At 63.4% G+C, this 12,487-nt stretch carries 10 protein-coding genes; 8 read left to right on the top strand and 2 right to left on the bottom strand.

All coding sequences use genetic code 11. The features are described from left to right. Positions 1–67 precede the first annotated feature (67 nt). Together V1289_RS17025 and V1289_RS17020 are read right to left on the bottom strand one after the other, a co-directional pair. Entirely contained in the window at positions 68–1,612 is a 1,545-nt protein-coding gene (locus V1289_RS17025; protein ID WP_334397971.1) for an acyl-CoA synthetase, read from the bottom strand. 174 nt (positions 1,613–1,786) lie between these two features. Next, on the bottom strand, positions 1,787–2,959 hold the full coding sequence (locus tag V1289_RS17020; RefSeq protein ID WP_334397970.1) for an acetyl-CoA C-acetyltransferase: 1,173 nt from the start codon (positions 2,957–2,959) through the stop codon (positions 1,787–1,789). Between the two features lie 172 nt (positions 2,960–3,131). Between V1289_RS17020 and V1289_RS17015 the strand changes: the two genes are divergently transcribed. The 8 genes from V1289_RS17015 to V1289_RS16980 all read left to right on the top strand — a co-directional run bounded on the left by V1289_RS17015 (position 3,132) and on the right by V1289_RS16980 (position 12,354). Beyond that, positions 3,132–3,809, top strand: a complete 678-nt coding sequence (locus V1289_RS17015; RefSeq protein WP_334397969.1) for a TetR family transcriptional regulator — start codon at positions 3,132–3,134, stop codon at positions 3,807–3,809. A 58-nt stretch (positions 3,810–3,867) separates the two neighbouring features. After that, positions 3,868–4,626 (top strand): SDR family NAD(P)-dependent oxidoreductase, encoded by a 759-nt coding sequence (locus V1289_RS17010; RefSeq protein ID WP_334397968.1) that lies wholly within the window; start codon positions 3,868–3,870, stop codon positions 4,624–4,626. A gap of 192 nt (positions 4,627–4,818) precedes the next feature. Further along, positions 4,819–5,625, top strand: a complete 807-nt coding sequence (locus V1289_RS17005) for an enoyl-CoA hydratase/isomerase family protein (RefSeq protein ID WP_334397967.1) — start codon at positions 4,819–4,821, stop codon at positions 5,623–5,625. A gap of 52 nt (positions 5,626–5,677) precedes the next feature. Continuing rightward, complete coding sequence (locus V1289_RS17000) at positions 5,678–7,558, top strand: AMP-binding protein (protein WP_334397966.1); 1,881 nt, start codon at positions 5,678–5,680, stop codon at positions 7,556–7,558. A gap of 120 nt (positions 7,559–7,678) precedes the next feature. Then, positions 7,679–8,806 (top strand): acyl-CoA dehydrogenase family protein, encoded by a 1,128-nt coding sequence (locus V1289_RS16995; protein ID WP_334397965.1) that lies wholly within the window; start codon positions 7,679–7,681, stop codon positions 8,804–8,806. 118 nt (positions 8,807–8,924) lie between these two features. Continuing rightward, on the top strand, positions 8,925–10,172 hold the full coding sequence (locus V1289_RS16990; protein WP_334397964.1) for an acyl-CoA dehydrogenase: 1,248 nt from the start codon (positions 8,925–8,927) through the stop codon (positions 10,170–10,172). Positions 10,173–10,283: 111 nt separating this feature from the next. Continuing rightward, a complete protein-coding gene (locus V1289_RS16985; protein ID WP_334407508.1) occupies positions 10,284–11,531 on the top strand; it encodes an acyl-CoA dehydrogenase in 1,248 nt (415 codons plus the stop codon). Between the two features lie 109 nt (positions 11,532–11,640). Further along, the gene (locus V1289_RS16980; RefSeq protein ID WP_334397963.1) at positions 11,641–12,354 is read left to right on the top strand and encodes a nitroreductase; all 714 of its coding nucleotides are present in this window, start codon (positions 11,641–11,643) and stop codon (positions 12,352–12,354) included. The last annotated feature ends 133 nt before the right edge of the window (positions 12,355–12,487 follow it).

Below are 12,487 nucleotides of genomic sequence, written 5' to 3'. Positions count from 1 at the left end.
ATTCCATCCCATAGCTAACATCGGTGGTTATGGGTCCCGGCGTTCGCCGGGACGACAACCAAACTCGCTAAACCTTCGCCGCCGTCTTCGGCCAGTACTTGTCGCGCAGATGCCGCTTCACCAGCTTGCCCGTCGGGGTGCGCGGCAATTCGGCCTCGAAGTCGATGCTCTTGGGGCATTTGATCGGCGACAGATGCTTTCGGCAGAACACGATCAGCTCGGCCTCCAGGTCCTTGCCGGCCCTGGTCATGTCGTGCGGCTGCACCACCGCCTTGACCTCTTCGCCCATTTCCTCGTTCGGCACGCCGAACACCGCAACGTCGGCGACGCCAGGGTGGGTGATCAGCACGTCCTCGGTTTCCTGCGGATAGATGTTCACGCCGCCCGAGATGATCATGTAGCTCTTGCGGTCGGTGAGATAGAGAAAGCCTTCATCGTCGAGATAGCCGACGTCGCCGAGCGTCGACCAGCCCCTGTCGTTGTAGGCACGCTTCGTCTTCTCGGGATCGTTGTGATAGGTGAAGACCGGCGCATCGGCAAAATACACCGTGCCGATCTGCCCCGTCGGCACTTCCTGATCGTTCTCGTCGAGAATCTTGATCTTGCCGACGACGGCGCGGCCGACGGTGCCGCGATGGGTCAGCCATTGCTGCGAGGTCGAGACCGTGACGCCGTTGCCTTCGGAGCCGGCGTAATATTCGATCAGGATCGGTCCCCACCATTCGATCATTTTGGCCTTGACGTCGATCGGGCAGGGGGCCGCGGCATGGATCGCCCCGACCAGCGATGAGACGTTGTAGCGCGTGCGCACCTCTTCGGGCAGCTTCAGCATGCGCACGAACATGGTCGGCACCAGCTGCGACTGCGTGATCTTGTGCTTCTCGACCAGCTTTAGAAATTCTTCGGCATCGAAGGACTCCATGATCACGGAGGTGCCGCCCAGCGTGATCGCCATCATGTTGAAGCGCAGGGGAGCGGCGTGATAGAGCGGCGCCGGCGACAGATAGATGCTGTCGGACGACATGCCGCACATGCCGGCGCAGAGAATTTTCAGGAACGGATTCGGCAGGTCGATCGGGTTGTGTTCGGACTCGCGCTTGATGCCTTTGGGCCGCCCGGTGGTGCCCGAGGAATACAGCATGTCGTAGCCGGCTTCCTGATCCGCGATCGGCGTGGTCGGCTGCGCGATCGTCTCCCTGTCCCAGGAGCGGAAACCAGGCAGCGGCTCGTCGACCATGTAGAAAATCGGTTCGCCCGGCTCGCCCTTGACCAGCCCCTTGATCTGCTCGGCGCATTTCGGCGAGGTGATCACGAGTTTGGCGCCGCAGTCTTTGACGATGTAGGCGATCTCGTCCTGGGTCAGATAGCGGCTGATCGCGGTGTAATAGAGCCCCGCGCGCTGCGCCGCCCAGCAGATCTCCATGAACGCGAGGCGATTCTCCATCAGGAACGCGATGTGGTCGCCGGCCTTCAGCCCAAGCGAGCGGAACAGTTGCGCGCCCTGGTTCGAGAGTTCGTCCAGTTCGCGGTAGGTGATCGCCTTGCCGCTCCCCGCCATCTGATAGGCGATCTTGTTCGGCTGGGTGCGGGCGTAGATCGAGGGGTGGGTCATGGGGAGTCCTGAAACAATCAACGTGGTCGTCCCGGCCTTGAGCCGGGACCCATAACCACCGATCTAAATTGTTGAAACGAGCTGGAGCTCCAGCTTTGCATAACCGCGAATGGTTGTGGTTATGGGTCCCGGCTGAAGGCCGGGACGACACCATTTTTGTTGCAGCGCTTGCGCCTACAGCCGCTCGACGATCGTCACATTCGCCATGCCGCCGCCTTCGCACATGGTCTGCAGCCCGTAGCGCTTGTTGCGCTGCTTCAGGGCGTTGACCAGCGTGGTCATCAGCTTGGTGCCGGAGCCGCCGAGTGGATGGCCGAGCGCGATCGCGCCGCCATTGACATTGAGCCGCTCGGGGTCGGCGCCGGTGGTCTTCAGCCACGCCGTCGGTACCGCGGCAAAGGCTTCGTTGACTTCGAACAGGTCGATGTCGTCGACGGTCATGCCAGCCTTCTTCAGCGCGCGTTCGGTGGCGTGCAGCGGCGCATCCAGCATGATCACGGGGTCGCCGCCCATCATGGTCAAATGATGGATCCGCGCCATCGGCTTGATACCGAGCGATTTGAGGCCCCTTTCATTGACGACCATCACGCCGGAGGCGCCGTCGCAGATCTGGCTGGCGCTGGCCGCGGTGTGCTTGCCGTTCTCGGCGATCAGCTTGACGCCCTTGATGCCGTCGAGGCTGGCATCGAAGCGGATGCCTTCGTCGATGTGGTGGGTGTCGGTCGACCCGTCGGCGCGGGTGATCGCAAGCGCAACGATCTCGTCCTTGAAACGGCCGGCCTGGGTGGCGGCAATCGCGCGCTGGTGGCTGTTGTAGGAATAGGTATCGAGTTCGTCTTTGGAGAGGCCGTATTTCTCCGCCATCATTTCAGCACCAGTGAACTGGCTGAACATGATGTTCGGGTAGCGCTTCTCGATGCCGGGGCTCTTGTAATGGCCAAAGCCGTTCTTGGCCGGCAGCGATGAGGTGAGCCCCATCGGCACCCGCGTCATCGACTCCACGCCGGCCGCGATCACGCAGTCCATGGTGCCGGACATCACGGCCTGCGCCGCGAAATGCAGCGCCTGCTGCGACGAGCCGCACTGCCGGTCGATCGAGGTGGCGGGCACGCTCTCCGGCAGTTTCGAGGCCATCACCGCGTTGCGGCCGATGTTGTTGGACTGCTCGCCGGCCTGCATCACGCAGCCCATGATGACGTCTTCGATCTGGGCGGGGTCGGCGCCGGTCCGGTCGATCAGCGAATCCAGCACGGAGGCGGCGAGATCCGCCGGATGCCAGCCTGCGAGGCGTCCTCCCTTGCGGCCGCCGGCGGTGCGTGCGGTGGCGACGATATAGGCCTCGGCCATGTCAGTTCTCCCTGATTGTTATTGGATGGCGTTTGAAAGCTGGGCCGGATTTAAGGGGGGCTGCGGGATTTAGTCAATCAATCAATTAACTCTTGAGTGCAGCCGCGTCATGCGGTTATGTGCGGCCGGATTTCCGGACTTGGCAGCGGACTTTGGCAGTGACTTGGCAGTGATGGGATCACAGTTGAATACCAGCGTACCGACCAAAATTCCGGGCGGCAGAAATAGCACCGCCGACAAGCTGCTCGTCGCGGCGAGCGAACTGATGATCGAGCGCTCCTCGATCGAGGTGTCGCTCTCCGACATCGCGCAAAAGTCCGGCGTCAACGCCGCACTGGTGAAATATCATTTCGGCAACAAGGACGGGCTGTTGCTGGCGCTGCTGGCGCGCGATGCCGCAACCGAGATGTCGCAGCTCGAATATCTGCTGGCCCAGCCGATCTCGCCGACCGCAAAACTCCGTCTGCATATCGGCGGCATCATCCGCGCCTATCACCAGTTCCCCTATATGAACCGGCTGATCCACTTTCTGTTGCACGAGAGCAGCGCGGACGCCGCCGACGAGGTGTCGAAATTCTTTGTGGCGCCCTTGCTCGACTTTCATCGCCGGCTGCTGGCCGAAGGCATCAAGGCCGGCGAGTTCCGCAACATCGATCCGGTGCTGTTCTACACCAGCCTGATCGGCGCCTGCGACCATCTGTTCTTCGGCCGGCACGCGATGTCGCGCGCCACCGGCGTCGGCCCCGTCACCGATGAAGTGTGCCGCGAATACGTCAAGCACATGGAAGCGCTGATCTGCGGCGGCATGCTGAACTCAAATAATGACACGGCCGCAGCGGCAGCCGAATAACAAGTTCGAAGTCCAGAGAAGAAACGCCCAAGGAAACGCTGAAGGAAAGGTTTTTAAGATGCAGTTGAAAGACGTTGCCGTTCTCATCACCGGCGGTGGCTCCGGCCTCGGCGCGGCCACCGCGCGAGCCATGGCCGCCAAGGGTGCCAAGATCGGCGTGATCGACCAGAACAAGGAAAACGCCGAGAAGGTCGCGGCCGAAGTAAAGGGTGTCGCCCTTCACGCCGACGTCACCGACGAGGAAGCGATCAAGGCAGCGATTGCCAAGGCCGAAGCCGCCCACGGCATCGCCCGCGTGCTGATGAACTGCGCCGGCATCGGCGGTTCGCAGCGCACCGTCGGCAAGGACGGCGTCTATCCGCTGGCCAAATTCGTCCGCATCATCAACGTCAATCTGATCGGCACCTTCAACGTGCTGCGCCTGTTCGCCGAACGGCTGGCGACGGAAGCGCCGATCGGCGAAGAGCGCGGCGTCATTATCAACACCGCGAGCGTCGCGGCCTACGAAGGCCAGATCGGCCAGATCGCCTATTCGGCGTCGAAGGGCGGCGTGGTCGGCCTCACGCTGCCGGCCGCGCGCGATCTCGCCAGCCTCAAGATCCGCGTCAACACCATCGCGCCCGGCCTGTTCCTGACGCCGCTGTTGATGGGATTGAACGAGGAAGCCCGCAAGAGCCTCGGCGCCCAGGTGCCGCATCCGGCCCGGCTCGGCGACGCCTCCGAATACGGCAACCTCGCGGTCCACATCGTCGAGAACCCGATGCTGAACGGCGAGACCATCCGTCTCGACGGCGCGATCCGCATGGCGCCGCGGTAGTTTCTTCTTCCCCTCTCCCCTTGTGGGAGAGGGTGGCGCCTCACGCAGTGAGGCGACGGGTGAGGGGTTCTATCCGTCTGGCAACCCCTCACCGCACCGAATGCAGGGCTAAGGCCGGTGTAGCCCTCTCCCACAAGGGGAGAGGGCGCAGCAATTGGCACCGCGATCCGCCGAATGCGCTGGGAGTACGATGTGACTCAACCGCTGCTGATCGAACACGATGACGGGGTCGACCGGGTGACGCTCAATCGCCCGGACAGCCTCAACGCGCTCGATCCTGGTCTCATCGACGCGCTCAATGCCTATTTCCAAGGCCTGCAGCGCAATCGCGCGACGCGCGTGGTGGTGCTGAAAGGCGCGGGCGCGTCGTTCTGCGCCGGGCTCGATCTCAAACATGCGATGCAGCGCCGTGCCGGGCAGCAGGAACCGCCCGGGGTAACCGAATCGCTGGATTCGCAACGCCGCATTGCCGATATCGTGATGCTGATGCGGCGCGCTCCGCAGCCGATCATCGCGCTGATCCAGGGGGCGGCGGCCGGCGGCGGCTTTGCGCTGGCGCTTGCTGCCGACATCCGCATCGCCACCCGGTCGGCGCGGATGAATTGCGCCTTCATCAAGCTGGGCCTCGGCGGCTGCGATATCGGCACCAGCTATTTCCTGCCGCGCCTGGTCGGCGTGTCCGTTGCATCGGAACTGATTTTGACCGGCCGCTTCATCGGCGCCGAGCGCGCTCTTGACGTCGGCCTCGTCTCCGAGGTCGTCGAGGAAGGCGGCCTTGACGCCGCCGCGGAGCCTTACGTCGAAGCGATGATGACGGCCTCGCCGGTGGGCTTAAGGCTGTCCAAGGAATGCCTCAATATGAGCGTCGACGCCGGCTCGATTGAAGCCGTGATCGCGATGGAAGATCGCAATCAGGTTTTGTGCAGCCGCTCGGAAGATTTCAACGAAGGCATCAGGGCCTTCCTCGAAAAGCGAAAGCCTGTCTATATCAGACAATAACAACCGATAAGAACAAGGGATCCGCAAAGGACCGAATTCCGGGAGACGCAATATGAGTGGGAACGCAGCCGCAGTGCTGACCAAGCCGGCCTTTCGCAAGATCGAATGGCTGGCACGCGACATCGCGGTCGAGCGGCGGCCGGACGGCGTCATCGTCTTGAAGTCGCGGATTCCGCTGCAGGCATACGAGAAGCACATCCCGGCTTCGCTGGCGAAATGGGCCAGGGAAGCGCCGGATAGAATCTGGCTGGCGCAGCGCGCCGGCACTGAGCGGCAATGGCGCAAGCTGTCGTATGGGGAAGCCAAGCGCACCGTCGATGCGCTGACGCAGGGCTTGCTCAATCTGGGACTCGACGCCGGGCGCCCGGTCGCTATCCTGTCGGGCAATTCGATCGAGCATGCGCTGATGACGCAGGCGGCGATGCAGGCGCGGTTTCCGGCAGCGCCGGTGTCGCCGGCCTATTCCTTGATGAGCCAGGATCACCTCAAGCTGAAATATCTGTTCGACCTGATCAGGCCGGCCGTGGTGATGGTGCAGGACGGCCCCACCTTCGAGAAAGCGCTGAAAGCGCTCGATCTCACTGGCGTCACCGTCGTTCACGTCGCGCGGCCCTGCGCGTGCATCAAGAGTGTTTCCTTCGCCGATCTCGCGGCGACGCCGGTCACAGGCGAGGTCGAGGCGTCGATCGCAAAAATTACGCCCGACACCGTCGGTAAATTGCTGTTCACCTCGGGCTCGACCGGGATGCCGAAGGCCGTCATCAATACCCAGGAGATGATGTGCGCCAATGCGGCGATGATGATGCAGGTGCGGCCACGTGACCCGAACGGACCGATCCCGACCGTGCTCGACTGGATGCCGTGGAATCACACCATGGGCGGCAACGCCGCGTTCCATCCGGTGCTGGTCGACGGCGGCACGCTCTATATCGACGACGGCCGGCCGATGCCGGGCCAGATCGAGGAGACCTTGCGAAACCTGCGCGAGGTGTCGCCGACCTATTACGCCAACGTGCCGGCCGGTTACGCCGCACTCGCCGCCGCGATGGAAAAGGACGATGCGCTCTGCCGCAGCTTTTTCAAGAATCTCACCCTGATGGCCTATGGCGGCGCGCGGCTGCCCGACGATCTCTATGACCGGATGCAGGCACTCGCGGTGCGCGCCACCGGCGAGCGCATCGTGTTCTATACCGGCTGGGGCTCGACCGAGACCGCGCCGACCTCCACCGGCACCTATTGGGACACCGAGCGCGTCGGCCTGATCGGGCTGCCGTTCCCCGGCGTCGAACTGAAGATGGTGCCGTGCGGATCGAAATATGAATTGCGGCTGCGCGGCGTCAACGTCACGCCCGGCTATCTCGGTCAGCCCGATCTCACCAGCAAGATGTTCGACGAAGAGGGCTTTTACTGCATCGGCGATGCCGGTGTGTTCGTCGACCCCGAAGATCCGCTGCAGGGCATCATCTTCGCCGGCCGCGTGGTCGAGGATTTCAAGCTGACCACCGGCACCTTCGTTCACGTCGGTTCGCTGCGCACCGATGCGATCGCGGCTGCGACGCCGGTGGTGCAGGACGCATTGGTTGCGGGACAGGATCGTCCGTTCATCGGGTTGCTGGCCTGGCCCAATCTCCACGCCTGCCGGCAGATCGCAGGCAATCCCGATGCGAGCTTTGAAGACGTCGTCAAGCATCCCGAAGTGCTGGCCTTCTTCAAGCGCGGCCTGCAGGCGCACAATTCATCGACCTCAGGCGGCAGCAGCATGCGGATCGCCCGCGCCATGCTGATGGTCGAGCCGGCCTCGATCGACGGCAACGAACTCACCGACAAGGGCTACATCAACCAGCGCGCCGGCCTCGAGCGCCGCGCCGCGCTGGTGGAGCAGCTCTATGCCGATCATCCGGGAGAGGACGTGATAATTTTGAACGGATCGTAGGATGGGTAGAGCGCAGCGAAACCCATCAACCGCAACCGAAAGCCTTTCGATGGGTTTCGCTTCGCTCTACCCATCCTACAGAGCTACAGAGTCATCCAACACCGAACAGAGTACAGCGCCATGAATTTCGATTTCTCCGACGACCAGAAGCAGATGCGCGACGCGGCGAGGAAATTCCTCTCCGAACAATGTCCGCCGAAAGCGGTGCGTACCGTGCTCGACGGCAAGGCGGCTTACGACAAGAAATTGTGGAAGGGCCTGGCCGAGATGGGTTTCCTCGGCGTCGCGATTCCCGAACAATTCGGCGGCGCCGGCGCGGGCCATCTCGAACTCTGCGTGATCGCGGAAGAAATGGGCCGCGCGCTGGCGCCGGTGCCGTTCTCATCGACCGTCTATCTCGCCGCCGAAGCGATCCTAATTGCGGGCAGCGAGGCGCAGAAGCAGAAATGGCTGCCGAAGATCGCCTCGGGCGAGGCGATCGGCACGCTGGCGCTGTTCGAGGGAAAGGGCAATCCATCGCCGAAGGCGATCAAGCTCGCCGCGTCCGGCGGCACGCTCAATGGCGTCAAGAAGCCGGTCGCTGACGGCGCCATCGCCGATTTCGCCGTGGTCGCCGCGCGCACCGGCTCCACGGGGCGCGATTCCGATATCTCGCTGTTCCTGGTCGACCTCAAGGCCGGCGGCGTTGAAGTGAAGTCGCTGACCAATGTCGATCCGACCCGCGGCCAGGCCGAGCTGACGTTCAAGAATGCCAAGGCCGAGCCGCTCGGTGCGGCCGGTGACGGCTGGAGCGTGCTGTCGCAGGTGCTCGACCGTGCGGCGGTGCTTGTCGCGTTCGAGCAGGTCGGCGGTGCCGACCGCGCGCTGGAAATGGGCCGCGACTACGCGCTCGATCGTATCGCCTTCGGCCGGCCGATCGGCTCGTTTCAGGCGGTCAAGCACATGCTGGCCGACATGTATGTCTCGGCCACGCTGGCGCGGTCGAATTGCTATTACGGCGCCTGGGCGTTGTCGACCAACGCGTCGGAACTGCCGGAAGCCGCCGCCGCCGCGCGCATCAGCGCGACGCAGGCGTTCCAGCACTGCGCCAAGAACAACATCCAGGTCCATGGCGGCATGGGTTTCACCTGGGAGTTCGATTGCCACATGTATTACCGCCGCGCCAACGCGATGGCGCTCGGGCTCGGCAGTCTGTCCTATTGGGAAGATCAGCTGATCGACCGCATGCGCAAGAAGAACGCCGCTTGATTTTAGGTGTCATTCCGGGGCGCGTTGAAAACGCGAACCCGGAATCTCGATGTAATCAACTTCTGGATTCCGGGTTCGCGCTGCGCGCGCCCCGGAATGACGAGCAAGGACGACGCACATGAACTTCGACGACACCCCGCAGGAAGCCGCGTTCCGCGCCGAGGCCAAGGCATGGATCGGCGCCAACGCGCCGAAGCAATATGAGGAGGAGCTGCGCAAATCCTCGCTCGGCCGCACCCAGCTCACGGGCGCCAACATCCTCGAGGTGGCAAAGGCCTGGCAGAAGAAGAAGGCCGATGCCGGCTGGGCCTGCCTGCACTGGCCGAAGGAATATGGCGGCCGTGGCTCATCGCCGATCGAGCGCGTGATCTGGCAGCAAGAAGAGGGCCCGTTCGGCAAGCTCTCGGGCATGTTCATTATCGGCCACGGCATGTGCGGCCCGACCATGATGGCGTTCGCCGGCGAGGAGCAGAAACGCAAATATCTGCCGCCGCTGGCGTCCGGCGAAAAGGTCTGGTGCCAGCTGTTCTCCGAACCCGCCGGCGGTTCCGACGTCGCAGGCCTGCGCACCCGCGCGGAGAAGAACGGCGACGACTGGATTATCAACGGCCAGAAGATCTGGACCTCGGGCGCGCACTACTCCGATTACGGCATCCTGCTCACCCGCACCGATCCCAATGTCGCCAAGCACAAGGGCCTCACCATGTTTTTCCTGGACATGAAGAGTTCAGGCGTCGAAGTGAGGCCGATCAAGCAGGCCAGCGGGCAGTCGGATTTCAACGAGGTCTACTTCACGGACGTGAAGATCCCGGACTCGCAGCGGCTCGGCGCCGTAAATGACGGCTGGAACGTGTCGCTGACCACGCTGATGAACGAGCGCATGTCGATCGGCGCCGGCGTCTCTACGGGGTTTCCGGAATTGTTCGAATTCTGCAACAGCCTGATGCTGGAGGACGGCCCGGCGATCGAAGACCGCGGCGTGCGCTCAAAGCTCGCCAACTGGGCGGTGAAGGCGAGCGGGCTGAAATACACCAGCATGCGCGCGATCTCGGCGCTGTCGAAGGGCGACCGGCCGGGACCGGAAAACTCGATCGGCAAGCTGGTGGCGGGCTCGATGGTCCAGGACGTTGCGATGTACGCGCTGGATCTGCAGGGCGCCGCCGGCGTGCTGAGCGGCCCGGAGGACGCGGAAGTCGCCGGCAAATTCCAGGCGATGCTGCTGCGCGCGCCGGGTACCCGTGTCGAGGGCGGCACCGACGAGATCATGCGCAACATCATTGCCGAGCGCGTGCTCGGCCTGCCCGGCGATATCAGGGTCGACAAGGACGTGCCGTTCAACAAGATACCCACCAAGGGAAGAGCTTAGTCGTCATTCCGGGGCGCGCGTAGCGCGAACCCGGAATCCAGAGGTTATTGATCGAGATTCCAGGTTCGCGCCAAGGCGCGCCCCGGAATGACAGAAAAAGAGGAAGCCGCCATGAATTTCGACGACACCCCGCAGGAAGCCGAATTCCGCAGCCTCGCGCGCAAATGGGTCGACGCCAACGCGCCGAGGGAGTTCGAGGCGGAACTGTCAAAGTCCTCGCTCGGCCGCATCCGGCTCGCGAGGCACGACATGGTCGAGGTCGGCAAGGCCTGGCAAAAGAAGAAGGCCGAAGGCGGCTGGGCCTGCCTGCACTGGCCGAAGGAATATGGCGGCCGCGGCGCCACGCCGATCGAGAAGGTGATCTGGCAGCAGGAGGAGGGCGTCTACGGCAAGCTGACGCAGCCGTTCCAGATCGGCGAAGGCATGTGCGGCCCGACCGTGATGGCGTTCGGCAGCGAGGATGCCAAGCGGCGCTACTTGCCGAAACTCGCATCGGGTGAGGAGATCTGGTGCCAGTTGTTCTCGGAACCGGCCGGCGGCTCCGACGTCGCGGGGCTTCGCACCCGCGCGGAGAAGAAGGGCGATAACTGGATCGTCAATGGCCAGAAGATCTGGACCTCGGGCGCGCATTATTCCGACTACGGCCTTCTGATCACGCGGACCGATCCCAATGTGCCCAAGCACAAGGGCCTGACGATGTTCTTCCTCGACATGAAGAGCCCGGGCGTCGAAGTGCGGCCAATCAAGCAGGCCAACGGCATGCAGGAATTCAACGAGGTCTATTTCACCGACGTCGTGATCCCCGATCATCAGCGGTTAGGTGCGGTCGGCGACGGCTGGAACGTGTCGCTGACCACGCTGATGAACGAGCGCATGTCGATCGGCTCGCGGCTGGCGACCGGCTTTCCCGAAATGTTCGAGTTCTGCTCGAACTTGATGACGGATGACGGGCTCGCAATCGACGATCCCGCCACGCGCTCGAAACTCGCGAGCTGGGCGGTGAAGGCAAGCGGGCTGAAATACACCAGCTACCGTGCGATCTCGGCGCTGTCCAAGGGCGACCGGCCCGGACCGGAGAATTCGATCGGCAAGCTGGTCTCCGGCATGATGCTGCAGGACATCGCGACCTACGCGATGGATCTGCAGGGCGCGGCCGGCGCACTCACCGGCGACGCCGAAGAGGAAGCGCGCGGCCAGTTCCAGCAGATGCTGCTGAGTTCACCCTCGATGCGCATCGCCGGCGGTACCGACGAAATCCTGCGCAACATCATCGCCGAGCGCGTGCTGGGTCTGCCCGGCGATATCCGCGTCGACAAGGACGTGCCGTTCAACAAGATCCCGACCAAGGGAAGAGGCTAGCTGTCATTCCGGGGCGCCGCGAAGCGGCGAACCCGGAATCCAGAGGTTTTGGATCGAGATTCCGGGTTCGCGCTGCGCGCGCCCCGGAATGACAGGAAGAGGAAGTGTCATGGACGCAAAGACGCCGAAGCCGCGCTATGCGACCGAAGACCGCATCGGCGTGCTCGAAGAGCTGTTGGGCGAACGCTATTCGGTTCGCGCCTTTCTGCCGCGAGAGGTGCCGCGCGAGACCATCGAGCATGTTCTCACCGCGGCGCAGCGCACCGCATCATGGTGCAACAGCCAGCCCTGGCAGGTGTTGATCGCCAGCGGCGAGGCCAAGGAACGGTTTCGCAAATTGATCTATGCGGAAGCCGCTTCCGGTGCCAGGGACGACCACGACTTTACCCCGCCGCGCGAATATCTCGGCGTCTATCTCGAACGCCGCCGCGAGAGCGGCTTTCAGCTCTACAACACGCTCGGCATCATCAGAGGCGACAAGATGGCCTACGCCAAACAGGCTCTGGAGAACTACAATTTCTTCGGCGCGCCACATGTCGCGATCATCCATACCGACGAGCCGCTCGGGATCTACGGCGCGATCGATTGCGGCGCCTATGTCTCCAATTTCATGCTGGCCGCCCAGGCGCTCGGTCTCGGCACCATTCCGCAGGCGGCGCTGGCGCGGCATTCCGGGCTGATCCGCCGCCACTTCAATCTCGGCGACAACCGCCGCGTGGTCTGCGGCATCTCGTTCGGATTTGCAGACCACGAACACACGGTCAACAGCTACCGCACCTCGCGCGCGAGCGTGGCGGATACGGTGACGTTCGTGGAAGAGTAGCGTCCCGTGTCCCGGACGCGGTGCAGCGCGCAACGCTGCTCCGCAGAGCCGGGCCTCTTCACCTCGCCCCGCTTGCGGGGAGAGGTCGGATCGCATCGGAGATGCGATCCGGGTGAGGGGGACTCTCTCCGCG

The sequence above is a fragment of the Bradyrhizobium sp. AZCC 2289 genome (genome assembly GCF_036924615.1).
Taxonomy (GTDB): Bacteria; Pseudomonadota; Alphaproteobacteria; order Rhizobiales; family Xanthobacteraceae; genus Bradyrhizobium.
Note: the sequence above shows the minus strand (reverse complement) of the source record. Positions and strands in the feature narration are given on the sequence as shown.

Bases quoted from the DNA above. Each gene is read 5' to 3' on its own strand.
- V1289_RS16995 (WP_334397965.1), top strand. From the start codon at position 7,679: ATGAATTTCGATTTCTCCGACGACCAGAAGCAGATGCGCGACGCGGCG.
- V1289_RS17020 (WP_334397970.1), bottom strand. From the start codon at position 2,959: ATGGCCGAGGCCTATATCGTCGCCACCGCACGCACCGCCGGCGGCCGC.
- V1289_RS16985 (WP_334407508.1), top strand. From the start codon at position 10,284: ATGAATTTCGACGACACCCCGCAGGAAGCCGAATTCCGCAGCCTCGCG.
- V1289_RS17025 (WP_334397971.1), bottom strand. From the start codon at position 1,612: ATGACCCACCCCTCGATCTACGCCCGCACCCAGCCGAACAAGATCGCC.
- V1289_RS17010 (WP_334397968.1), top strand. From the start codon at position 3,868: ATGCAGTTGAAAGACGTTGCCGTTCTCATCACCGGCGGTGGCTCCGGC.
- V1289_RS16990 (WP_334397964.1), top strand. From the start codon at position 8,925: ATGAACTTCGACGACACCCCGCAGGAAGCCGCGTTCCGCGCCGAGGCC.
- V1289_RS17000 (WP_334397966.1), top strand. From the start codon at position 5,678: ATGAGTGGGAACGCAGCCGCAGTGCTGACCAAGCCGGCCTTTCGCAAG.
- V1289_RS16980 (WP_334397963.1), top strand. From the start codon at position 11,641: ATGGACGCAAAGACGCCGAAGCCGCGCTATGCGACCGAAGACCGCATC.
- V1289_RS17015 (WP_334397969.1), top strand. From the start codon at position 3,132: ATGGGATCACAGTTGAATACCAGCGTACCGACCAAAATTCCGGGCGGC.